The sequence below is a fragment of the Streptomyces venezuelae genome (assembly GCF_008642375.1).
GTDB lineage: Bacteria > Actinomycetota > Actinomycetes > Streptomycetales > Streptomycetaceae > Streptomyces > Streptomyces venezuelae_G.
Window position 1 is genome coordinate 4,657,928 of the sequence record NZ_CP029194.1, and the last position, 21,367, is coordinate 4,679,294.

The following is a 21,367-nucleotide window of genomic DNA, read 5'->3' on the forward strand; positions in this document are numbered from 1 at the left end:
GGACGGAGTGGGTCGTGACACGACCGCGTATGGGTGTGGCGGTACTGACGATGGGCACGCGCCCCGACGAGCTGCGGGCCCTGCTCGACGCCGTGGCACGGCAGGACGAACCGGCCGCCCGGATCGTCGTGGTCGGCAACGGCACCGGCTCGCTCCCGGAGCTCCCCGAGGGCGTGACGGGGGTCGAACTCCCCGAGAACAGGGGCGTGTCGGGCGGCCGGAACGTCGCGATCGACACGCTGCGCGCGTTCGGCGACGTCGATGTGGTGGTGGACCTCGACGACGACGGCCTGCTCGTCGACACGGACGTCCTGCGCCGCCTCGGCGACCTGTACGAGGCCGACCCGGCCCTCGGGATCGTCTCGTTCCGGATCGCCGACGAGACGGGCGAGACGCAGCGCCGCCACGTCCCCCGCCTCGGGGCGAAGGACCCGCTGGTCGGCGGCGAGGTGACGACGTTCCTCGGCGGCGGCCACGGCCTGTCGATGCCGATGCTCGACCAGGTCGGCGACTGGCCGGAGGACTTCTTCTTCACCCACGAGGAGACCGACCTCGCGTGGCGGGCCCTCGACGCGGACTGGAAGGTCGTGTACGCGCCGGAACTCCTGCTCCAGCACCCGAGGACCAGCCCCGCCCGGCACTCCGTCTACTACCGGATGACCGCCCGCAACCGCGTCTGGCTGGCCAAGCGCAACCTGCCGGTCCTCCTGGTCCCGGTCTACCTCGGCGTCTGGACCCTCCTGACCCTGGCCCGCACCCGCTCCGTCCCGGGCCTGGCCGCCTGGTTCGCCGGCTTCGCAGAAGGCATCCGCCGCCCCTGCGGCCCCCGCCGCCCCATGCGCTGGTCCACAGTCGCCCGCATGACCCGCCTGGGCCGCCCGCCGATCATCTAGCGGGTGAGGAGCGGGCCTGGTCCGACGGCCTGACTCGGCCTCCGCTCCGTGCACATCCGGATCCTCGCCCCATGGTCGTCGCGCCTCCGCGGAGCCTCAGTCCGAGGCCGGCGGACGGGATGACTCGGCGGCGCGGCGGTACTCGGCGTTGATGCGCTGGGCTTCCTCGAGCTGGTCTTCGAGGATGATGATGCGGCAGGCGGCCTCGATGGGCGTGCCCTGGTCGACCAGCTCCCGGGCGCGGGCGGCGATGCGCAGCTGGTAGCGGGAGTACCGGCGGTGGCCGCCGCCGGAGCGGAGCGGGGTGATGAGGCGCGCTTCACCGAGGGCGCGCAGGAATCCCTGGGTGGTACCGACCATCTCGGCGGCCCGGCCCATCGTGTAGGCGGGGTAGTCGTCGTCGTCGAGACGGTCGAAGGAGTTGTCTGCTGTCACTTGCACCTCTCTGGTGAACGCGTTGAGGGGCCCTGGTGCCGTCTGGCACCAGGGCCCCGAAGGAACTACTACACCATCTGCCGGCCCCGATACTGCACCGGCCTTCTGTTTCCGCCGGCCCGACCGAGACGCTGTCGGGCGCGCGGGGATCGCGGTTGCTTGACCGGAGACCACCTCACTGTCGATGTCCTGCGGTACCCGGGCTCGGCATCCCGCCCGGGCGATCCTGATGGCGCTCGGCTCCTCCGTTCTTCCCTCGGTGATCAACTGCATACCCAACAGGGGAGTGTCTGCTGGCGGCACTTGCTCCTGCTGGTACTGCGTACTGCTCACGGCGGCCCCTGATCACTGCGGGCCCCCCGGTCCGGTCGTCAGTCCCGTCGCCGTCCTACGACAACCGTGGCTTCGGAACTCCACCACCGCACCGTCCTGCCAACTGCACCTGCGGGTACTGCCGCCCGGCAGTTCATCTCTGCCAGGCCCTCTTGTCTCGCTGGGCTACGAGAGAAACCGTAACTCCGTCACCACCCAATGTCTACTCTGGCCGAGATAGATTTTCGCGCTCTCCGAGGAGAGGTAAAGCATCATGACCGGCCCAGGATGGGGAGAGTCGCCTGCACTGCAGGTCAGGCGCAGGACGGTGCCGCGGACACCGTGCTCCTGGCCGTGTCCGAGCTCGCCTCATCCCGTCGCGCCCTCGGCGGCGAGGCGGCGAGTGGATAGAATCGGCTCTCATGTCGAAGCCTGACGAGCTGCTCGTGGACGTCGCCGCCTTGGTGGAGTCCGGGCAGAGCAATCAGATGTCCCTGACCGTGGTCACCGGTGGTGCGGTCATCACCGGTCGGCTGGCTCCCGAAGCCGTGTGGAGGCAGCGGGTGTCGGAGGTCCTGACGGACTCGGCCCGTTTGGGCGAGTTCTCCGCCGTCTTCACCACCACGACACCCCAAGAGGGGCCGCCCGCCCATCTGCACTTCCATGTGGCCCGCATTCTTCAGGGCACGGTGGGGATCCCGGAGACGGGTGGGATGTACCGCGTCGCGATCGCGGACGTCAGTGCCTGGACCATGGGCGACTTCAGCTACTCCGACCACTGACACAGCGCCGCTGGGGAAACCCGGGGTACGCGGGAGGGCCCGACCGGCACACGTGCTGGTCGGGCCCTCCCGGCTGTTCCGCTCGCGCCGGTCAGACGGCCACCGGGGCGCCGAGCAGCGCGGATGCGTGCTGGACCGGGGTGAGGCCCTGCGCAGGGGCCTCGGTGCCGGGAAGCCCGCGGCAGGTGAAGCCGAGCCGGGTCATGGCTCTCAGGACCTCGCCGGCGCTGAAGTCACGGCGGTCCTGGCGGGTGATGACCTGGCCGACCTGCTTGGCGGGGTAGGTGCGGCGGCCGATGATCACGGATTCGCCGGTGACCAGCTCGGGCTTGACGCCCTTCATGGATTCCAGGACGCCGCTCCTGGTCAGATCGAACGGGAACCGGGCGATGACGCAACGCATGGTGCCTCACAGGGAGAAGGGGAGAAGGGACCGGCTGCGGTGAGTCGGTTCAGGCGGGGGGCATCGGGGTGCGGGGCGGGACGAACGGCCCGCGGTCTCCGGGGACGTCGCGCAGCCGGATGCGGTCCGTGTACGCGTTGCCCGCACGGACGGCGGTGAGCTGGGCCCGGGTGACCAGTCGGGTACACAGACCGTCGTCGTCACAGATGAGCAGATGCCTCGCGCGGGCGCTGATCACGACGGACAGGGCAACTTCCACGGTCATGTCGTCACACACCCTCGGTGCGGCCGTGTCCATGGTGTCGGCCGCCGTCCTGTCCACGGGGGTGGCGCTCGCCGAGCGGGGCTGCGTCTGGACCAGCGTCAAAAGTGCCTCCTGCGGAGATGGGTCGGTTTCCTGTTCACATGGCGGGCGGCCGCCGGGGCGTCCACGCCACCGGGCCGACGGCGGACCACCGCGCGCTCACGCGCCGGACTGTCGCGCGCTCGCGCGCCGAGCTGCCGAAGCGGTACTGCGGCGACCGCGGGACACCGGGCCGCGCTTACGCTGCTCGGCCGCCGGTGCGGTGATGGTGACCGGGATGCCGGAGGGGGTCCGGGCGCCGGTGATCCGGTGGAGCGCTTCCTCGCCGGAGCGGACCTGGGTGGTCTGGGGCACGATGCCGGCGGCGGCCATGAGGCGGGTCAGGCCTCGGCGCTGGTTGGAGGTGACGAGGGTGACGACGCTGCCGGACTCGCCCGCGCGGGCGGTGCGGCCGCCGCGGTGGAGGTAGTCCTTGTGGTCGGTCGGCGGGTCCACGTTGACGACGAGGTCGAGGTTGTCGACGTGGATGCCGCGCGCCGCCACGTTCGTCGCGACCAGGACGGTCACGTGGCCGGTCTTGAACCGGGCGAGGGTGCGGGTGCGCTGGGGCTGGGACTTGCCGCCGTGGAGTGCCGCGGCGCGGACTCCGCTGTCGAGGAGGTCCTGGGTGAGCCGGTCCACGGCGTGCTTGGTGTCCAGGAACATGATCACCCGGCCCTCGCGCGCCGCGATCTCCGTCGTCACCCGGTGCTTGTCGGCGCCGTGCACGTGCAGGAGGTGGTGCTCCATCGTCGTGACCGCACCCTGGGAGGGGTCGACGGAGTGGACGACCGGGTCGGTGAGGTAGCGGCGGACAAGGAGGTCGACGTTGCGGTCCAGAGTGGCCGAGAACAGCATCCGCTGCCCCTCGGGACGCACCTGGTCCAGGAGGGCGGTGACCTGAGGCATGAAGCCCATGTCGGCCATCTGGTCGGCCTCGTCCAGGACGGAGACCGCGACCTGGCTCAGCCCGCAGTCGCCTCGGTCGATGAGGTCCTTGAGGCGGCCGGGGGTGGCGACGACGACTTCGGCGCCACCGCGCAGGGCGGCGGCCTGGCGTCCGATGGGCATGCCGCCGACCACGGTCGCCAGACGCAGTTTGACGGCGCGTGCGTAAGGCGTGAGTGCGTCCGTCACCTGCTGGGCCAGCTCACGGGTGGGGACGAGGACGAGGGCGAGCGGTCGGCGTGGCTCGGCGCGCTGCCCGGCGGTGCGGGCCAGGAGGGCCAGGCCGAAGGCGAGGGTCTTGCCGGAGCCGGTCCGGCCGCGGCCCAGAACGTCACGACCTGCGAGGGAGTTCGGCAGGGTCGCGCCCTGGATCGGGAACGGCACGGACACGCCCTGCGCGGTGAGGGCGGCCAGGAGCTCCCTGGGCATGTCGAGTTCGCCGAACGCCTCGACGGCGGGCAGCGAGGGGGTGATCGTCTTCGGGAGGGCGAACTCTCCCTGCACCGTGACAGGCCGGCGGCCGTGGCCGCCCGAGCGGCTGGGGTCTCCCGCACGGCTGGGGGCGGACGAACCGAAGCGACCGGCCCGGACCGGAGCGGTGGAGCCGAAAGCGGAGGCGCCGGCGCGGCGACGGCTGTGGGAAGAACGGCCATTCGTACGTGTGGGGTTCATTCGGAACCTTCCTTGATACGGCACGTCATCAAGGAATTCCCGCCGTGATGGAGCGGCGCGGGGACCACGAGAGCGGGCCGAAGAGAATGCGAAAGCGAATCTCGCCCGCATGGAATCTGTATCGGCGCAGGCGCTGGGATCTGAAATTGAGTGACGTCGGGCGAACGTCGGGATCCTGGACGACTGTGGGACACGGGATCAAAGCGGCAGGCGTCCCTGGAGGGGCCGTGGGCGGCGGTCATCTGCGGTCATCTGGGGTCGTCCTGCGGATGGGACCGCTGCCGGAAAATGCGTGCAGCTGGGGCCCGCACCCCGAGGGATGCGGGCCCCAGCTACGAACTACGCGTCAGCTTCAGGCGGGAACGATGTTCTCGGCCGTCGGGCCCTTCTGGCCCTGCGCGATGTCGAAGGTGACCTTCTGGCCCTCCTGCAGCTCGCGGAAGCCCTGGGCGGCGATGTTCGAGTAGTGGGCGAACACGTCGGGGCCGCCACCGTCCTGCTCGATGAAGCCGAATCCCTTTTCCGCGTTGAACCACTTCACGGTGCCAGCAGCCATGTCATATCTCCTTTGGGGCAGTACACCGGCGCCCGCACTTTACGGACGCCGTGTCGCCGCGATGATGCCCTGCCCGGAAAATGACCGGAAATAAAAAGCGCTCCTATGTGGCGGAGAACCGCCTGGAGGCGCTTGAAGTCTTTGGGTACCAAAACTGCAACTGATATCGACAGTAGCATGCCGAGCCGGCCTCTGCGGGTAAAGCATTCCCTCTCTGCGCGTTGGGGTAAAAACTCTCCCAGCGGGGCCCGGTAAAGTCTGGGACCGCGGGCATAGATATTGATTCACCCCGGGCACAGTGTTTCGGAAGCGTGGAGCGCGTCAGCCGCTGTGCGCGGCACTCGCAGCGGCCTGGAGCATGTGGGCCGGCAGGGATGAGCCGGTGACCGGTCTCTGCTGCCGACCCGGCACGGCCTGGAAGGAGATGGCGGACGCGACCGCCGAGGCAAGGTGGTGTCCCGAACGGCTCCCGAGAGCGCCCGGAAACCACTCAGGGGCCCGACCCGCTTTCGCGGATCAGGCCCCTGATCTGGTGTTTCAGCTGTCGGGGTGGCGGGATTTGAACCCACGACCTCTTCGTCCCGAACGAAGCGCGCTGCCAAGCTGCGCTACACCCCGATGTCGCTGCTCTGTGCTTCACGTCGCGGCGACATCGCTTACTTTAGCCCACGCGCGCGCTGAGGCGAAATCCGGTTTTCGGAGAGGCGCGCCGCAGGTCGGACGCGGTCGAGGCCGACGATCGCGAGGCCCAGGACGAAGAAGGCCGCGCCCAGGACGAGCGTGTTCGTGAGGACGCCGGTGTAGCCGTGGACGGTGACGTCGAGGAACGGGTACGTGTAGCGGGTGGGGGCGTCCGGGGAGATCAGTTCGCCGCGGACCAGGGCGAAGGCGAGGTAGAGGCCCGGGGCCGCGAGCCACTGGGCGGCGTGGCGCCACCGGAGGGCGCCGGGGAGGGTGAGGAGGAGGAAGTCGAGCGCCGCGCCGATCGGGGTGGCGGTGTGGAGCAGCTGGTTCGCGACGGCTTTCGCGCCGGTGAGGCGGGCGATCTCGGCCGCCTGGTTGAACGGGCTCGACGGGTTGTCGAGGACCAGGTGGAAGACGAGGCCGACCACCGAGATGCAGAGCAGGGCGCCGCCGGTCCAGCGGGCGGGCAGCGGCGGGCGCCGGTTCCAGGCGCGGGCGGCGCCCCAGCCGAAGACCACGGCGACCAGGATGTTCGACCAGATCGTGAAGAAGCTCAGGACGACGAGCACGCTCCCGTGGACGCACTCGATGACGATGCCCGTCGCCGCGCACAGGGCGATCAGGCCCCGGAACGCCGCCGCGAAGGGGCGGCGCTCGGCGGGGGGGACGACGGCGGAGGCCGGCACGGCCGCGGAGCCGGCGGAGCGAGGCGTGAGCATCACCCCACCGTAGGCGGTCAGGCGCGCGCCGTCAGGGTGAGCAGGGTGACCTCGGGCGGGCAGGCGAAGCGGACCGGGGTGAAGCGGTTGGTGCCGCAGCCGGCCGAGACGTGGAGGTACGAGGTGCGGTCGGCGACGGTGTGGGTCGAGAGCCCCTTCACCCGGTCGGTGTCGAGGTCGCAGTTGGTGACGAGCGCCCCGTAGAAGGGGATGCACAGCTGGCCGCCGTGGGTGTGCCCGGCGAGGATCAGCTCGTACCCGTCCGCCGTGAAGGCGTCGAGCGAGCGCAGGTACGGGGCGTGGACGACGCCCATCGTGAAGTCGGCCGAGGTGTCGGGGCCGCCGGCCACGCGCTCGTACCGGTCGCGCTTGATGTGCGGGTCGTCCAGGCCGGTGAAGGCCACCTCGGCCTCGGGCAGCTTGAGCGTGCCGCGGGTGTTGGTGAGGTTCACCCAGCCCGCCGCGTCGAAGGCGTCCCGCAGGCCCTCCCACGGGTTGTGGACGGCGCCGACGACCGGCTTGTTGCCGTTGAGGCCGTGGCGGCCCTGCACCTTCTCCATCAGGTAGCGACCGGGGTTGCGCAGCATCGGCCCGTAGTAGTCGTTGGAGCCGAAGACGTACACGCCGGGGAACTCCATCAGGGGCCCGAGTGCGTCCAGGACCTCCGGCACCGCTTCGGTGTCGGAGAGGTTGTCGCCGGTGTTGACGACGAAGTCCGGGCGGAGCCCCGCGAGCGACTGGAGCCAGGCCCGCTTCTTGCGCTGGCCGGTCACCATGTGGATGTCGGAGACCTGAAGGACCCGCAGGTCGCGCATGCCGCGCGGGAGTACGGGGACGGTCACGCGGCGGAGCCGGAAGGAGCGGGCCTCGAAGCCGGCCGCGTAGACGATTCCGGCCGCGGCCGTCGCCGTGAGACCTGCCGTGATCTTCAGGGGAATCCCGTACCGTGCGCGCATCGCACCATCGTCGCAGACCCGGCGGGTGGAAATGTGCGGGCGGGTGGGGTGGGGCACCTGCCACACTTGACCCCATGACCACGCTCAAGGAGAAGCTCAAGGCCGACCTCAACGCCGCGATCAGGGAGCGCGACGAACTGCGTTCCTCGACCCTGCGGCTGACCATCACCGCGATCACCAAGGAGGAGGTCGCGGGCAAGACCAAGCGCGAACTCTCCGACGACGAGGTGCAGAAGGTGATCGCCAAGGAGGCGAAGAAGCGCCGCGAGGCCGCGGAGGCCTTCGCCCAGGGCGGCCGGGCCGAGTCCGCCGAGCGGGAGCGCGCGGAGGGCGTCCTGCTCGACGCGTACCTGCCGAAGCAGCTCAGCGACGAGGAGCTCGACGGGATCGTCGCGGCGGCGGTCGAGGAGGCGAAGGCGGCGGGCGCCGAGGGGCCGCGTGCCATGGGCGCCGTCATGAAGATCGTGAACCCGAAGGTGGCCGGCCAGGCCGACGGCGGCCGGGTCGCCGCCTCCGTGAAGAAGCTGCTCGCGGGCTGAGAAGAGAAGAACCGCACGGAGTACGAGGAAGGGCGCCCCACTTCTGTGGGGCGCCCTTCCTCGTACCTGCGTGTGCGTCAGCGGTTTCCGCCTCGGCGGTTGCCGTTGTTGTCGTCGCCGAACATGTCCGGCGGGATCGTGATCCCGGGGAACGGGTTCGTCGGCGGCTCCGTGTCGCCCGGCTTGCTGTCGCGCGGCTTCCGCGGCTTGTTCGGGCCCTCCTCGCCCTCCTTCTCCTTGTCCTTGGGCTTCTCGGCCCGCGGCACGGAGATGGGGGTGAACTGCGGCCGGTCGTCGTCCAGGGCGCCCGTCATCGCGATCCTCCAGATGGGACCGGGGAGGCAGCCACCGCAGACCTTGTCGTAGTAGACGCCGCCGATGGTGATGTCGAACATCTCGTCGCGCTTGCCGACGTCGTCGCCGACCCAGACGGCGGTGGACAGGTTCGGCGTGTAGCCGACGAACCAGGCGTCCTTGCGGCCCTCGGTGGTACCGGTCTTGCCCGCGTTGTCCCGGTCGGTCAGACCGGCCCGCGTACCGGTGCCGTCCTCGACCACACCCTTCAGCATCTGGTTGATCATGTCGGCGGTGCGGTCGGACATCGCGCGCGTGCACTTGGTCTGCGGCACGTTCAGCTTGTCGCCGTTGGCGGCCTTGATGGACTCGATGGCGACCGGGGTGCAGTAGAGGCCGCGGTTGGCGAAGGTGGCGTAGACGGAGGCCATGTCGAGCGGGGTGCTCTCGAGGCTGCCGAGCGTGGCCGACGGGCTCTGCGCGATGGACTTGCCCAGCTCGCGCTCGTAGCCGACCTTCTTCGCCATCGTCAGCGTCTCGCACAGGCCGGCCATCTGCTCCAGCTTGGCGAAGTACGTGTTGATGGACTTGCCGAGGGCGCTCGTCATGTCGTACGCCCCCTTCTCCGACTTGAGCTCGTTCTGGACGGACCAGTCGGCGTAGCCGGCGGGCTTGCCGTCGCAGCGCGTGAAGTCGTTCTCCTTCATGGAGATCTTCCACGGCGTGTCGAAGCTCTGCGCCGGGCTCAGCCCCTTCTCCAGGGCGGCGGCGGCCGTGATCGGCTTGAAGGTCGAGCCGACCGGGAAGCCGTACGTGGTGCCGCCCATCTTGCTGCCGACGGCGAGGTTGAGCGTCGTCTGGTGCTGCTTCTGGTCCAGGCCGTACGGGCGGGACTGGCCCATCGACAGGATCTTGCCGGTGCCGGGCTGGATCTGGACGACGGCGGTCGCGACCCCGTCGTCCTTGTTGACCTTGGCCACCGCGGCCTCGTTGGCGGCCGCCTGCGCCTTCGGCGAGAGCGTGGTCTTGACGGTGAGCCCGCCCAGGTTCCACAACTTCTGCCGCTCCTCGGCCGTCTTGCCGAAGACCGGGTTGGTCAGGATCGTCTTGCGGACGTAGTCGCAGAAGAAGCCGGCGCCGTCGACGGCGGTGATGCAGCCGTTCTTCGGCGTCTTGACCTTCAGCTTGAGCGGCGCGGCCTTCGCCTTGTCCGCCTCCGCCTGGCTGATGTCCTTCACGTCGGCCATCCGCTGGAGGACCACGTTGCGGCGCTTGGTGGCTTCCTGGATGTCGTTGATCGGGTCGTAGCGGCTCGGCGACTGGACGAGCCCGGCCATCATCGCCGCCTCGCCCAGCTCCAGCTTTGCGGCCGGCTTGGAGAAGTACCGCTGGGAGGCGGCCTCGATGCCGTACGCCTGCTGACCGAAGAACGTGATGTTGAGGTAGTTCTCCAGGATCTTCTTCTTGCCCAGCTCCTCCTCGACCTGGATCGCGAACTTCAGCTCGCGGACCTTGCGGCCGATGGTCTGCTGGGTGGCCTGCGCGACCTTCTCGGGGTCGTCACCGGCCTCCTCGACGAAGACGTTCTTCACGTACTGCTGGGTGAGCGTGGACGCGCCCTGCGCGACCCCGCCCGACTGCGCGTTGCGGTTGATCGCGCGCAGCACGCCCTTGAGGTCGATCGCCCCGTGCTCGTAGAAGCGGCCGTCCTCGATCGCGACGATCGCCTTCTGCATGTACGGGGAGATTTTTTCCAGCGGGACGACCTTCCGGTCCCGCGAGTACACCGTGGCGAGGAGCCCGCCCTCGGCGTCGAGAATGGTGGTGCGCTGACTCAGCGGCGGGGTCTTCAGGTTGGAGGGGATCTCGTCGAATCCCTCGACCGTGCCCTTCGCGGCCAAGCCGAGTGCCCCGGCCGCGGGCAGGGCGATGCCTGCCAGCACGGCTCCGGAGAGCACACTGACACCGAGGAACTTGGCGGCCTGCTGGGTCCCGGTCAGACCACCGCCCGAGCGCTTCTTTGCCATGGGGGCAGCCTACGTTCTCATTCGCCGGACACGCGTATATGCCTTGGCCTAAGCTGCTCACAACTGTCACAGCAGTGCGGTCTCGCATCAAGACCCGTGCGTGACATCGGCATGAATTTCCGTGACCCCGAAACACGGGAAGCTCGTGTCCGTTTCCGGATCATGCGTCACCCGGTGCCCGAAGTGGCGTCGGCCAAGAAGGGCGTATCCGTAGGGATATGTCCGCTATGACACGCATGTCCTTCGGTCACTCCCCTGGGTGATCTGACGCGTACGCATAGTCCGTTCGGGCCATTCAAGATTGGGCCCGAAGGGGGTGTTGCGCTGTGCCCACCTTCCGTAACGTCCCAACTGGCAGCGGTGAATATGCCGCTGCCGCCGTGGGGGAGCCTCGATTCGGGAGAGGACGGCGCCGGTATGGGCTGGGTAGCTGACTGGAGTGCGCAGGCGGCCTGCCGCACTACCGATCCGGATGAACTTTTCGTGCAGGGAGCGGCACAGAACAGGGCAAAGGCGGTGTGCACCGGATGTCCGGTGCGGACCGAGTGCCTCGCCGACGCCCTCGACAACCGGGTGGAGTTCGGTGTGTGGGGCGGCATGACGGAGCGCGAGCGCCGTGCTCTGCTGCGCCGACGACCGACCGTCACCTCGTGGCGCCGGCTCCTGGAGACCGCGCGGACGGAGTACGAGCGGGGTGCGGGCCTGCTGCCCGTGGCGATCGAGGACGACGCGACGTACGAGGCGTACGCCGCGGTGGGCTAGCCCCCCCGACAGGGGTCAAGGGGCAAGAGCGGTGGCTCAGGCCGAGGGCATGCGCCCGGCCGTGAGCCGGTCACCGATGGCCCGCAGCCCGGCGAGGTCGTGCACATCGCCGGGCAGGGCGGCCACTTCGGCCACGGCCACCTCGGGGTGGAGCGCGGTGAAGCGGTCGCGTGTGCGCTGCTCACGCGCGAGCACCCGCATGCGCTCGGCATGCAGGCGCAGAAGTCCCGCGGTGAGATGTTGTACGTCCGCGTCTGTGGCGGTGCTTGCGTCGTCTACGTCTGGGTGCTGTGCGGCCGGTTCGGCTGTGGGGGCAGCCTCGGGTACGGAAGAAACGGCGGCGGTGGCGAGATCTGACAGCTCGGGCGACGTGGCCGGGGAGCCACTCAAACCAGCCTTCCCGTCCCCCCGATCCGTCATGCGCTCCTCGTCAAGATTTTCCGCGGCGGCCCGCGCCCGCTCGGCCGAGAGGCCGGCCGCGCCACTGCCGTGGACGCGGTTGAGGACGAGACCGGCCAGCGGCATCTCCTCGGCCGCCAGCCGCTCCACGAAGTACGCGGCCTCGCGCAGCGCGTCCCGCTCCGGCGTGGCGACGACGAGGAACGCCGTGCCCGGGGCCTGGAGCAGCTTGTACGTGGCGTCGGCGCGGGTCCGGAAGCCGCCGAACATCGTGTCCATCGCCGCCACGAAGGTCTGCACGTCCTTGAGGAACTGACCGCCGAGCAGCTTCCCGAGCGTCCCCGTCATCATCGACATGCCGACGTTGAGGAACTTCATGCCGGCCCGGCCGCCCACCTTCGCCGGGGCCATGAGCAGCTTGATGAACTTCCCGTCGAGGAACGACCCCAGCCGCTTCGGCGCGTCCAGGAAGTCCAGCGCGGAGCGGGACGGCGGCGTGTCGACCACGATCAGGTCCCACTCGTCGCGCCCCCGGAGCTGGCCCAGCTTCTCCATCGCCATGTACTCCTGCGTACCGGCGAAACCGGCCGACAGGGACTGGTAGAAGGGGTTCTCCAGGATCGCCCGGGCCCGCTCGGGCTCCGCGTGCGCCTCGACGATCTCGTCGAAGGTCCGCTTCATGTCGAGCATCATGGCGTGCAGTTCGCCGCCGTCGGACCCCTTGATCCCGTCGACCTTGCGGGGGGTGTTGTCGAGCGAGTCGATGCCCATCGACTGCGCGAGCCGTCGCGCCGGGTCGATGGTGAGGACGACGACCCGACGGCCGCGCTCCGCCGCCCGTACGCCGAGGGCCGCCGCCGTGGTCGTCTTGCCGACCCCGCCCGCGCCGCAGCAGACGATGATGCGGGTGCCCCGGTCGTCGATGAGCGGGTCGAGCTCCAGAACGGGCACGGCGTCGAGCCCGGTCGAGTCGAGCGCGCCCGTGCCGAGACCGGACGCGTCGTGCCCGGTCGAGGCCGGATCGGTCGTGTCGAGCCCCGTCGCGTCGGCGCCGGTTCCGGCGGTCGGCTTGTCCGTCACGCACCCACCCCTTGCTTCCGCAGTTCCTTCGCCAGCCGGTAGAGCCCCGCGATGTCCCCGCCGTCCCCGAGGAAGGGCAGCTCGTACGCGGGCACGCCGATGCCGTCCAGGACGGCGCGCTGCTCCCGCTCCAGCTCCACCCGCCGGGCGTGCTCGGCCGCCTGGTCGAGAAGCGGCTCGACGAGACGTGTGCCGCCCGGGACGCCGACGGAGGCCAGGCTCCGCGCGATCGCGTCCCGGTGGTCGCCGGAGGCGGCCCGTACCGCCGCCTCGTCGAGGACGTGCGGGCGGACCATGTTCACCACGACCCGGCCCACCGGCAGTTCGGCCGCGCGGAGCTCCGCGATGCCGTCCGCCGTCTCCTGGACGGGCATCTCCTCAAGCAGCGTCACCAGGTGGACCGCGGTCTCGGGAGACTTGAGGACCCGCATGACGGCCTGCGCCTGATTGTGTATCGGGCCGATCCTGGCCAGGCCCGCGACCTCGTCGTTGACGTTGAGGAAGCGGGTGATGCGGCCGGTGGGCGGCGCGTCCATGACCACATGGTCGTAGGTGTGGCCGCCGTGCTTCTCGCGCCGCTTGACCGCCTCGCACGCCTTGCCGGTCAGCAGGACGTCCCGTACGCCCGGCGCTATCGTCGTCGCGAAGTCGATCGCGCCGAGCTTCTTCAGGGCCCGCCCCGCGCCGCCGAGTTTGTAGAACATCTGGAGGTAGTCGAGGAGCGCGCGCTCGGCGTCGATCGCCAGCGCGTACACCTCGCCGCCGCCCGGCGCGACGGCGATCTTGCGTTCCTCGTACGGAAGCGCTTCCGTCTCGAAGAGCTGTGCGATGCCCTGTCTGCCTTCGACCTCGACGAGGAGGGTGCGTTTGCCCTCCGTCGCGAGGGCGAGCGCGAGGGCGGCGGCGACCGTCGTCTTACCGGTACCGCCCTTTCCGCTGACGACCTGGAGCCTGCTCACGCTGTCGAGCCTAACCACTGGCGGCGCCGCCCAATCAGGAGGCCGCCCCACTGCAGCGGATACAGTCGGCTCCATGACCAAGTGGGAGTACGTCACGGTGCCGCTTCTGGTGCACGCGACGAAGCAGATTCTGGACACCTGGGGCGAGGACGGCTGGGAGCTCGTCCAGGTCGTGCCCGGGCCGAACAACCCCGAGCAGCTCGTGGCCTACCTGAAGCGGGCCAAGTCGTGAGCGGGGCCGTGGAGGCGAAGCTCGCCGAGCTCGGCCTGACCCTGCCGGAGGTCGTGCCGCCGCTGGCCGCGTACCAGCCGGCCGTGCAGTCGGGCGTCTACGTCTACACCTCGGGCCAGCTCCCGATGGTGGGCGGCAAGCTCTCGGTGACCGGCAAGGTCGGCGACGAGGTCACCGCCGAGGAGGCCAAGCAGCTCGCGGCCACCTGCGCGCTGAACGCCCTCGCGGCCGTGAAGTCGGTCGCCGGTGACCTGGACCGGATCAAGCGGGTCGTCAAGGTCGTGGGCTTCGTCGCCTCCGCCTCCGACTTCACCGGGCAGCCCGGCGTCATCAACGGCGCCAGCGAGCTGCTCGGCGCGGTCCTCGGCGACAAGGGCGTGCACGCGCGCAGCGCCGTCGGCGTGGCCGTGCTGCCGCTCGACGCGCCGGTCGAGGTCGAGGTCCAGGTGGAGCTCGTCGAGGCCTGACCGCCCGTCGGGTGTGCGGTTCGTCCGTTCCTGAAGAGCCGGTTCCCCGTACGTGGGGGAGCCGGCTCTCGCATGTTCGCGGCCGGGCCCACCCCGTCCGGCCCTCGTGCATTTCGGTGCTTGCGCATAGCATCCGCCCATGTCGAATGCTCAGCCGAACGGTCAGTGGTACCCGCCGGAATGGCCCGACCGCATCCGGGCCCTCGCCGCGGGCGAGCTCACCCCGGTGAGCCCCCGGCGCGCCGCCACCGTGCTCCTCCTGCGGGACGGGGCCGCGGGACCCGACGTGCACATGCTGCGCCGCCGCGCCTCGATGGCCTTCGCGGGCGGCGCGTACGCCTACCCCGGCGGCGGGGTCGACCCGCGCGACGAGCAGCCGGTGCGCTGGGCGGGGCCCTCCCTCGCCGAGTGGGCCGGCCGCCTCGGCCTCGACGACCCCGCGCAGGCGCAGGCCGTGGTCTGCGCGGCCGTACGCGAGACCTTCGAGGAGGCGGGCGTCCTGCTCGCCGGGGAGACCGCGGACACCGTGGTCGGCGACACCACCGGCGAGGACTGGGAGCGGGACCGGGAGGCGCTCGTCGCCCGGGAGCTGCACTTCGCCGACTTCCTCGACCGGCGCGGGCTCGTCCTGCGCTCGGACCTGCTCGGCGCGTGGGCCCGCTGGATCACCCCGGAGTTCGAGCAGCGCCGGTTCGACACGTGGTTCTTCGTGGCCGCGCTCCCGGCCGGCCAGCGCACCCGGGACGTCTCGGGGGAGGCCGACCGCACGGTCTGGATCCGCCCCGCGGAGGCCGCCGCCGGTTACGACCGGGGTGAGCTGATGATGATGCCGCCGACGATCTCGACCCTGCGTGCCCTGGAGGCGTACGGCACGGCCGCCGAGGCGCTGGACGCGGCCGGGGAGCAGGATCTGACCCCCGTACTCGCCCAGGCGCGCCTGGAGGGCGACGAGCTGGTCCTGAGCTGGCCGGGCCACGAGGAGTTCACCAAGATCATCCCGGCCGGGGGCGCGCGATGAGTGACGCCGCCGCCCTGCCCGGGCAGCCGCGCGGGTTCGTCGTCTCCGGACCCGCGACCGCCCGCGCGGTGAACGTGCTGGCGCCGAACCCGTCCGCGATGACCCTCGACGGCACGAACACCTGGCTGCTTTCCGAGCCCGGCTCCGACCTCGCCGTCGTCGTCGACCCGGGCCCGCTCGACGAGGGTCATCTGCGCCATGTCGTGGAGACCGCCGAGAAGCTCGGCAAGCGGATCGCGCTCACCCTGCTCACCCACGGCCATCCGGACCACGCGGAGGGCGCCGGCCGGTTCGCCGAGCTGACCCGGACCGCCGTACGGGCCCTGGACCCGGCGCTGCGGCTCGGTGACGAGGGGCTCGGCGCGGGGGACGTGCTGGACGTCGACGGCCTGGAGCTGCGGGTCGTCCCGACGCCCGGGCACACCTCGGACTCGCTCTCCTTCCATCTGCCCGCCGACCGGGCGGTCCTGACGGGGGACACGATCCTGGGGCGCGGCACGACGATGGTCGCGCATCCGGACGGGCGGCTCGGCGACTACCTGGACTCGCTGCGGCGGCTGCGCTCGCTCACCGTCGACGACGGCGTGCACACGGTCCTGCCGGGGCACGGGCCGGTCCTGGAGGACGCGCAGGGGGCCGTGGAGTTCTATCTGGCGCACCGCGCGAACCGGCTCGCCCAGGTCGAGACGGCGGTCGAGAGCGGCCGGCGGACGGCGGCGGAGGTCGTGGCGCACGTGTACGCGGACGTGGACCGCTCGCTGTGGCCGGCGGCGGAGCTGTCCGTACGGGCGCAGTTGGAGTACCTGCGGGAGCGCGGACTGGTCTAGCGCGGCCCGGTGCGGCGCGTACCGGTCCGATTCGGCGCGGACCGGTCGACGCGGACGGGTTTGGCGCGGTCGTCACGATCCTGTTCCGAGGTGGGCCCCGGCGCTGCGGCCCGCCGACCCCGTGTTTTACGCTCCGTTTACTTCTGGCCGTAGCTTTCGGGGGGAACGCCCGTGTTCGTCATTGCCATCCTGCTGGTCATCGCCGCAGTGGTGCTCTTTTTCGTCGGCCGCGCCAACGACTCGGCGGGGCTGAAGTTCGGCGCCCTCGGCGCGGTCCTGGCAGGCGTCTTCTCGCTGATCGTGAGCATGACGTACGTGATCAGCGCGTACGAGGTCGGTGTGCCGGTCGCCTTCGGCAAGGTGGGCTCGCCCATGACCTCGGGCATGCACGTGAAGTCGCCGTTCACCGACGTCACGACCTTCTCCACCCGCCCCGTCGACCTCAACCTCTCCGACAAGGATGTGGTCGAGGTCCGCTCCTCGCAGGGCGGTGTCATGTACGTCGAGGTGACGGTGAAGTGGGCCGTCGTCCCGTCCAAGGCCGTGGAGCTCTACAAGCTCGCGGGCAGCGAGGACTCCATCCAGCAGCGCCTCGTCTACCCGGACAGCCGGGAGATCGTCCGTAACGTCTTCGCCCGCTACACCAGCGAGCAGGGGTACGCCTCCGACCGCGAGAAGATCAACGCCGAGATCGGCACCCTGATCAAGGAGCGCCTGGTCCCGCGCGGGATCGACGTGACCACGGTCAACCTGCGCAACGTGAAGCCCTCGGACTCGCTCCAGGCCCAGATCGACCGCAAGATCCAGCAGCAGCAGGCCACCGAGCGGGCCACCGAGGCCGCCCGTACGGCCAAGGCCGAGTCCGACCGGCGCCGGATCGAGGCGGAGGGCATCGCCCGCGCCAACAAGATCCTCAACGACTCGCTGACGGACAAGGTCCTGATGAACCAGTGCATCGACGCCTTCAAGGAGGCCGCGGCCAAGAACGCGATCTACACCGTGCCCTGCGCGAACGGCTCCTCGGCGCCGGTGATCGTGGACGGTTCGAAGCGCTGACCGCCCCCGTGCACACGTGAGGCCGCCCCGGTCCGACGACCGGGGCGGCCTCACGCGTACGGCTCGGTGCTAGCGCGAGCGCTTCGCGAGGCGCTCCACGTCCAGCAGGATCACGGCGCGGGCCTCAAGGCGCAGCCAGCCGCGCTGGGCGAAGTCGGCGAGCGCCTTGTTGACCGTCTCGCGGGAGGCGCCGACCAGCTGGGCCAGCTCCTCCTGGGTGAGGTCGTGGACGACGTGGATGCCCTCCTCCGACTGCACGCCGAAGCGGCGCGACAGGTCGAGGAGCGCGCGGGCGACACGGCCCGGCACGTCGGAGAAGACCAGGTCGGACATCTGGTCGTTCGTCTTGCGCAGTCGGCGGGCGACCGCGCGGAGCAGCGCGGTGGCCACCTCCGGGCGGGCGTTCAGCCAGGGCTGGAGGTCGCCGTGGCCGAGACCGAGCAGCTTGACCTCGGTCAGCGCCGTGGCGGTCGCGGTGCGCGGACCCGGGTCGAAGAGGGACAGCTCGCCGATGAGCTCGCCGGGGCCGAGGACCGCCAGCATGTTCTCGCGGCCGTCGGGGGAGGTGCGGTGCAGCTTGACCTTGCCTTCGGTGACCACGTACAGGCGGTCACCGGGGTCGCCTTCGTGGAACAGCGCGTCGCCACGGGCGAGCGTCGCCTCACTCATCGAGGCGCGCAGCTCGGCGGCCTGCTCGTCATCGAGCGCCGCGAAGAGCGGGGCGCGCCGCAGAACGTCGTCCACGAGTTCTCTCCATACTGTCGACCTGCTCAAAGGACCTGGGTCCCATGATGCCGGACGCACAAAACAGTGCGATCAATCACAACAAGTTTGACGCACTTGGCTACCCGTGCGTACGGCAGGGGCCCGATTGGGCTCCGATCGGCCATGCCCAGGGCGGATGTCGGTGGTGGCCCCTAGGCTGGCCGGGTGTCCAACTCGCCGGTGAGAGCGCAGGCCAAGGGGGCTGAAAGAGTGTCGGCCGAAGGTAATTCCGCTGTGGGCGAACACGGCGTGTCGAAACGGGTGAAACCCTCGAATCGGAAGGCTGAGGGCCCCAAGCCAGCCAAGTCCGCCGCCAGGCCCGTCGCGAAGTCCGCCGCCAAGACCGCCGCCAAGCCGGAGTCGCGGCTCGCCATGGTCCGGCGGGCACGGAAGATCAACCGCGAGCTGGCCGAGGTCTTCCCGTACGCCCATCCGGAGCTCGACTTCCGGAACCCCTTCGAGCTGCTCGTCGCCACGGTCCTCTCCGCGCAGACCACCGACCTGCGGGTCAACCAGACCACCCCCGCGCTCTTCGCGAAGTACCCCACGCCCGAGGACCTCGCCGCCGCCGTGCCGGAGGAGGTCGAGGAGCTGATCCGCCCGACCGGCTTCTTCCGGGCCAAGACCAGGTCGATCATGGGCCTGGCCGCCGCCCTGAGGGACGACTTCGGCGGAGAGGTCCCCGGCCGCCTGGAGGACCTCGTCAAGCTCCCCGGCGTCGGCCGCAAGACCGCGTTCGTCGTCCTCGGCAACGCCTTCGGGGTCCCCGGGATCACCGTCGACACCCACTTCATGCGCCTCGTCCGGCGCTGGAGGTGGACCGAGCAGGAGGACCCGGTCAAGATCGAGGCGGAGATCGCCGAGATCTTCCCGAAGAGCGAGTGGACCATGCTCTCGCACCGGGTGATCTTCCACGGCCGCCGGATCTGCCACGCCCGCAAGCCCGCGTGCGGCGCCTGCCCGATCACCCACCTCTGCCCCTCGTACGGCGAGGGCGAGACGGACCCGGAGAAGGCGAGAAAGCTGCTCAAGTACGAGATGGGCGGCTTCCCCGGCCAGCGGCTCGACCCGCCGCCCGGCTACCCGGGCCGCCCCGCGCCCCCGCTGGGAGCGAGCGGCTGAGCCCCAGCGGCTGAGCCCGAGCCCCTGGGCCCGCGGAGAGGGCCCGCAGGGAACGAACACGTCCATCGATCGCGTTGTGAAACACGGGGTGCCTATGACGCGCACTGACGAAGACATCGAAGACGTCCACGACGAGCACGTGCACGGCGAAGGGGCCCGCGCCCCCGGTACCGGCGGTCTGCTCGACAGGAGCGGGCTGCCGGGCTGGCTCGGCCCCGTCGACCGGGCCGCCCGCACGGTCGCGCCCGAGCAGCTGAGCCGCTTCCTGCCGCCCGAGAGCGGCGCGGGCCGCCAGTCCGCCGTCCTCGTCCTCTTCGGCGAGGGCGAGCGGGGACCCGAGCTGCTGCTCATGGAGCGCGCCGGCAGCCTCCGCTCGCACGCCGGGCAGCCCTCCTTCCCCGGCGGCGCCCTCGACCCCGAGGACGGTGACCCGGCGGACGGCGGGCTGCTGCGTGCCGCCCTGCGGGAGGCCCAGGAGGAGACCGGACTCGACCCTGCGGGCGTCCAGATCTTCGGCGTGCTGCCGCAGCTCTACATCCCGGTCAGCGGCTTCGTCGTCACCCCCGTCCTCGGCTGGTGGCGCGTCCCGAGCCCGGTCGGGGTCGTCGACCCGGGCGAGACCGCCCGCGTCTTCACCGTGCCCGTGGCGGATCTCACGGATCCCGCGAACCGCGCGACGACCGTCCACCCGAGCGGCCACCAGGGCCCCGGCTTCCTGGTCGAGTCCGCTCTGGTCTGGGGTTTTACGGCCGGAGTGATCGACCGGCTACTGCACTTCTCGGGCTGGGAGCGCCCCTGGGACCGGTCCAAGCAGGTCCCGCTCGACTGGCGCTCATGACAGGCTGACCCCGGGCGACCGAAACGAATTTGCGAGGCTATCGACGGTGAACGTGCTGGACATCTTGTTGCTGCTCGCCGCCGTGTGGTTCGCCGTCATCGGATATCGCCAGGGATTCGTGGTCGGCATCCTGTCGGTGGTCGGGTTCCTCGGCGGCGGTCTCGTCGCCGTTCTGCTGCTCCCGATCCTCTGGGACCAGCTGACGGACAACAGCGAGGTCTCGACCACGGCGACGGTCGTCTTCGTGATGGTGGTCATCGTCTGCGCCTCGGTCGGCCAGGCGTTCACCACCCACCTCGGCAACAAGCTCCGCCGGCACATCACCTGGTCGCCGGTGCGTGCCCTGGACGCCACCGGCGGCGCGCTGGTCAACGTCGTCGCGATGCTGCTGGTGGCCTGGCTGATCGGCTCGGCCCTGGCCCGGACCTCGCTGCCCACCGTGGGCAAGGAGGTGCGGAACTCCAAGGTCCTGCTCGGGGTGGAGCAGGTGATGCCGGATCAGGCGTCCCGCTGGTTCGACGACTTCAGCTCCATGCTGGCCCGCAGCGGCTTCCCCCCGGTCTTCAGCCCCTTCGCCAACGAGCCGATCACCCCGGTCACCCCGCCCGACCCGGAGCTCGCCGACAGCCCGGTCGCCGCCCGCGCCCAGCGCTCCATCGTGAAGGTCGTCGGCACCGCGCAGAGCTGCGGCAAGGTCTTCGAGGGCACCGGCTTCGTCTTCGCCGACCGCCGGGTCATGACCAACGCCCACGTCGTCGGCGGAGTCGACGAGCCGACCGTCCAGATAGGCGGTGAGGGCAAGCTCTACGACGCCAAGGTCGTGCTCTACGACTGGCAGCGCGACATCGCCGTCCTGGACGTGCCGGACCTCAAGGCGCAGCCGCTGAACTTCACCGAGCAGGACGCCCGCAGCGGCGACGACGCGATCATCGCCGGCTTCCCGGAGAACGGCTCGTACGACGTGCGCTCGGCACGCGTGCGGGGCCGCATCAGCGCCAAGGGACCCGACATCTACCAGCGGGACGAGGTGCGCAGGGACGTGTACTCGCTGTACGCGACGGTGCGCCAGGGCAACTCCGGCGGCCCCCTCCTCACCGAGGACGGCGAGGTGAACGGCGTGATCTTCGCCCGCTCCCTCGACGACGTGAACACCGGTTACGCCCTGACGGTCGACGAGATCCGCGAGGACATCGAGCGCGGGAAGACCGCCGTCCAGCAGGTCGACACCCAGGGCTGCGCGCTGTAGCCAGCGGCGCCGCCCCGGGGGCCGTACCCCCCG

22 protein-coding genes, 1 tRNA gene and 1 pseudogene are annotated in these 21,367 nt (G+C 70.5%); 12 read left to right on the forward strand and 12 right to left on the reverse strand.

Features of this window, described 5'->3' with window-relative positions; translation table 11 throughout:
- The first annotated feature begins 14 nt into the window (after positions 1-14).
- The gene (locus DEJ46_RS21410; protein WP_223834884.1) at positions 15-893 is read left to right on the forward strand and encodes a glycosyltransferase family 2 protein; all 879 of its coding nucleotides are present in this window, start codon (positions 15-17) and stop codon (positions 891-893) included.
- A 96-nt stretch (positions 894-989) separates the two neighbouring features.
- On the opposite strand, the gene DEJ46_RS21415 is transcribed toward DEJ46_RS21410, so the two are convergent.
- Complete coding sequence (locus DEJ46_RS21415; RefSeq protein ID WP_150268744.1) at positions 990-1,328, reverse strand: MerR family transcriptional regulator; 339 nt, start codon at positions 1,326-1,328, stop codon at positions 990-992.
- A gap of 734 nt (positions 1,329-2,062) precedes the next feature.
- On the opposite strand from DEJ46_RS21415, the gene DEJ46_RS21420 reads away from it, so the two are divergent.
- Positions 2,063-2,422, forward strand: coding sequence for a hypothetical protein (locus DEJ46_RS21420; protein WP_150268554.1), 360 nt, complete (start codon positions 2,063-2,065; stop codon positions 2,420-2,422).
- A gap of 91 nt (positions 2,423-2,513) precedes the next feature.
- On the opposite strand, the gene DEJ46_RS21425 is transcribed toward DEJ46_RS21420, so the two are convergent.
- The 7 genes and pseudogenes from DEJ46_RS21425 to DEJ46_RS21455 all read right to left on the reverse strand — a co-directional run bounded on the left by DEJ46_RS21425 (position 2,514) and on the right by DEJ46_RS21455 (position 7,703).
- Entirely contained in the window at positions 2,514-2,825 is a 312-nt protein-coding gene (locus DEJ46_RS21425; RefSeq protein ID WP_150268746.1) for an SCO5918 family protein, read from the reverse strand.
- Positions 2,826-2,877: 52 nt separating this feature from the next.
- A pseudogene (locus DEJ46_RS21430) lies at positions 2,878-3,192 on the reverse strand (hypothetical protein); the annotation flags it as partial.
- Between the two features lie 96 nt (positions 3,193-3,288).
- Positions 3,289-4,788, reverse strand: a complete 1,500-nt coding sequence (locus DEJ46_RS21435; protein WP_150268748.1) for a DEAD/DEAH box helicase — start codon at positions 4,786-4,788, stop codon at positions 3,289-3,291.
- A gap of 352 nt (positions 4,789-5,140) precedes the next feature.
- Positions 5,141-5,344 (reverse strand): cold-shock protein, encoded by a 204-nt coding sequence (locus DEJ46_RS21440; protein ID WP_020133169.1) that lies wholly within the window; start codon positions 5,342-5,344, stop codon positions 5,141-5,143.
- A gap of 544 nt (positions 5,345-5,888) precedes the next feature.
- Positions 5,889-5,962: transfer RNA gene (locus DEJ46_RS21445), tRNA-Pro, on the reverse strand.
- A 38-nt stretch (positions 5,963-6,000) separates the two neighbouring features.
- Entirely contained in the window at positions 6,001-6,747 is a 747-nt protein-coding gene (locus DEJ46_RS21450; RefSeq protein ID WP_150268750.1) for a Pr6Pr family membrane protein, read from the reverse strand.
- Positions 6,748-6,764: 17 nt separating this feature from the next.
- On the reverse strand, positions 6,765-7,703 hold the full coding sequence (locus tag DEJ46_RS21455) for a metallophosphoesterase (RefSeq protein ID WP_150268752.1): 939 nt from the start codon (positions 7,701-7,703) through the stop codon (positions 6,765-6,767).
- 74 nt (positions 7,704-7,777) lie between these two features.
- Between DEJ46_RS21455 and DEJ46_RS21460 the strand changes: the two genes are divergently transcribed.
- The gene (locus tag DEJ46_RS21460; RefSeq protein WP_150268754.1) at positions 7,778-8,242 is read left to right on the forward strand and encodes a GatB/YqeY domain-containing protein; all 465 of its coding nucleotides are present in this window, start codon (positions 7,778-7,780) and stop codon (positions 8,240-8,242) included.
- Between the two features lie 77 nt (positions 8,243-8,319).
- Here the strand turns inward: DEJ46_RS21460 and DEJ46_RS21465 are convergent, their stop codons facing one another.
- On the reverse strand, positions 8,320-10,563 hold the full coding sequence (locus DEJ46_RS21465) for a transglycosylase domain-containing protein (protein WP_150268756.1): 2,244 nt from the start codon (positions 10,561-10,563) through the stop codon (positions 8,320-8,322).
- Between the two features lie 417 nt (positions 10,564-10,980).
- Here DEJ46_RS21465 and DEJ46_RS21470 point away from each other — a divergent pair, with 417 nt between their 5' ends.
- The gene (locus DEJ46_RS21470; protein WP_015034550.1) at positions 10,981-11,325 is read left to right on the forward strand and encodes a WhiB family transcriptional regulator; all 345 of its coding nucleotides are present in this window, start codon (positions 10,981-10,983) and stop codon (positions 11,323-11,325) included.
- A gap of 36 nt (positions 11,326-11,361) precedes the next feature.
- Here DEJ46_RS21470 and DEJ46_RS21475 read toward each other — a convergent pair whose 3' ends face one another.
- Both DEJ46_RS21475 and DEJ46_RS21480 read right to left on the reverse strand, forming a co-directional pair.
- Positions 11,362-12,675 carry an ArsA family ATPase gene (locus DEJ46_RS21475; protein ID WP_150274633.1) on the reverse strand — a complete coding sequence of 438 codons (1,314 nt, stop codon included), beginning with the start codon at positions 12,673-12,675 and terminating at the stop codon, positions 11,362-11,364.
- A 125-nt stretch (positions 12,676-12,800) separates the two neighbouring features.
- Positions 12,801-13,763, reverse strand: coding sequence for an ArsA family ATPase (locus DEJ46_RS21480; RefSeq protein WP_190622794.1), 963 nt, complete (start codon positions 13,761-13,763; stop codon positions 12,801-12,803).
- Between the two features lie 73 nt (positions 13,764-13,836).
- On the opposite strand from DEJ46_RS21480, the gene DEJ46_RS21485 reads away from it, so the two are divergent.
- The 5 genes from DEJ46_RS21485 (at position 13,837) to DEJ46_RS21505 (ending at position 17,363) form a co-directional block, all read left to right on the forward strand.
- Positions 13,837-13,995 carry a DUF4177 domain-containing protein gene (locus DEJ46_RS21485; RefSeq protein ID WP_015034547.1) on the forward strand — a complete coding sequence of 53 codons (159 nt, stop codon included), beginning with the start codon at positions 13,837-13,839 and terminating at the stop codon, positions 13,993-13,995.
- The gene (locus DEJ46_RS21490) at positions 13,992-14,462 is read left to right on the forward strand and encodes a RidA family protein (protein WP_150268759.1); all 471 of its coding nucleotides are present in this window, start codon (positions 13,992-13,994) and stop codon (positions 14,460-14,462) included. Before DEJ46_RS21485 ends, DEJ46_RS21490 begins: the two co-directional genes overlap by 4 nt.
- A gap of 139 nt (positions 14,463-14,601) precedes the next feature.
- Positions 14,602-15,480, forward strand: a complete 879-nt coding sequence (locus DEJ46_RS21495) for an NUDIX hydrolase (protein WP_150268761.1) — start codon at positions 14,602-14,604, stop codon at positions 15,478-15,480.
- Positions 15,477-16,307 carry an MBL fold metallo-hydrolase gene (locus DEJ46_RS21500; RefSeq protein WP_150268763.1) on the forward strand — a complete coding sequence of 277 codons (831 nt, stop codon included), beginning with the start codon at positions 15,477-15,479 and terminating at the stop codon, positions 16,305-16,307. Before DEJ46_RS21495 ends, DEJ46_RS21500 begins: the two co-directional genes overlap by 4 nt.
- A 171-nt stretch (positions 16,308-16,478) precedes the next feature.
- Entirely contained in the window at positions 16,479-17,363 is an 885-nt protein-coding gene (locus DEJ46_RS21505; protein ID WP_150268765.1) for a prohibitin family protein, read from the forward strand.
- Between the two features lie 69 nt (positions 17,364-17,432).
- On the opposite strand, the gene DEJ46_RS21510 is transcribed toward DEJ46_RS21505, so the two are convergent.
- On the reverse strand, positions 17,433-18,107 hold the full coding sequence (locus tag DEJ46_RS21510; RefSeq protein WP_015034542.1) for a Crp/Fnr family transcriptional regulator: 675 nt from the start codon (positions 18,105-18,107) through the stop codon (positions 17,433-17,435).
- Between the two features lie 282 nt (positions 18,108-18,389).
- Between DEJ46_RS21510 and nth the strand changes: the two genes are divergently transcribed.
- From nth to DEJ46_RS21525, 3 genes are all read left to right on the forward strand, one after another.
- Positions 18,390-19,250: an endonuclease III gene (nth, locus tag DEJ46_RS21515; RefSeq protein ID WP_411757772.1), complete on the forward strand. Its 861-nt coding sequence runs from the start codon at positions 18,390-18,392 to the stop codon at positions 19,248-19,250.
- Between the two features lie 94 nt (positions 19,251-19,344).
- Positions 19,345-20,088 (forward strand): NUDIX hydrolase, encoded by a 744-nt coding sequence (locus tag DEJ46_RS21520; protein WP_150268768.1) that lies wholly within the window; start codon positions 19,345-19,347, stop codon positions 20,086-20,088.
- A gap of 46 nt (positions 20,089-20,134) precedes the next feature.
- Entirely contained in the window at positions 20,135-21,334 is a 1,200-nt protein-coding gene (locus tag DEJ46_RS21525; RefSeq protein ID WP_150268770.1) for a MarP family serine protease, read from the forward strand.
- Positions 21,335-21,367: the final 33 nt, after the last annotated feature.

What these genes read in the sequence shown, in the direction of transcription:
- DEJ46_RS21420 (WP_150268554.1), top strand. Translation starts at nt 2,063, where the DNA reads ATGTCGAAGCCTGACGAGCTGCTCGTGGACGTCGCCGCCTTGGTGGAG.
- DEJ46_RS21425 (WP_150268746.1), bottom strand. Translation starts at nt 2,825, where the DNA reads ATGCGTTGCGTCATCGCCCGGTTCCCGTTCGATCTGACCAGGAGCGGC.
- DEJ46_RS21435 (WP_150268748.1), bottom strand. Translation starts at nt 4,788, where the DNA reads ATGAACCCCACACGTACGAATGGCCGTTCTTCCCACAGCCGTCGCCGC.
- DEJ46_RS21440 (WP_020133169.1), bottom strand. Translation starts at nt 5,344, where the DNA reads ATGGCTGCTGGCACCGTGAAGTGGTTCAACGCGGAAAAGGGATTCGGC.
- DEJ46_RS21450 (WP_150268750.1), bottom strand. Translation starts at nt 6,747, where the DNA reads ATGCTCACGCCTCGCTCCGCCGGCTCCGCGGCCGTGCCGGCCTCCGCC.
- DEJ46_RS21455 (WP_150268752.1), bottom strand. Translation starts at nt 7,703, where the DNA reads ATGCGCGCACGGTACGGGATTCCCCTGAAGATCACGGCAGGTCTCACG.
- DEJ46_RS21460 (WP_150268754.1), top strand. Translation starts at nt 7,778, where the DNA reads ATGACCACGCTCAAGGAGAAGCTCAAGGCCGACCTCAACGCCGCGATC.
- DEJ46_RS21465 (WP_150268756.1), bottom strand. Translation starts at nt 10,563, where the DNA reads ATGGCAAAGAAGCGCTCGGGCGGTGGTCTGACCGGGACCCAGCAGGCC.
- DEJ46_RS21470 (WP_015034550.1), top strand. Translation starts at nt 10,981, where the DNA reads ATGGGCTGGGTAGCTGACTGGAGTGCGCAGGCGGCCTGCCGCACTACC.
- DEJ46_RS21485 (WP_015034547.1), top strand. Translation starts at nt 13,837, where the DNA reads ATGACCAAGTGGGAGTACGTCACGGTGCCGCTTCTGGTGCACGCGACG.
- DEJ46_RS21495 (WP_150268761.1), top strand. Translation starts at nt 14,602, where the DNA reads ATGTCGAATGCTCAGCCGAACGGTCAGTGGTACCCGCCGGAATGGCCC.
- DEJ46_RS21500 (WP_150268763.1), top strand. Translation starts at nt 15,477, where the DNA reads ATGAGTGACGCCGCCGCCCTGCCCGGGCAGCCGCGCGGGTTCGTCGTC.
- DEJ46_RS21520 (WP_150268768.1), top strand. Translation starts at nt 19,345, where the DNA reads ATGACGCGCACTGACGAAGACATCGAAGACGTCCACGACGAGCACGTG.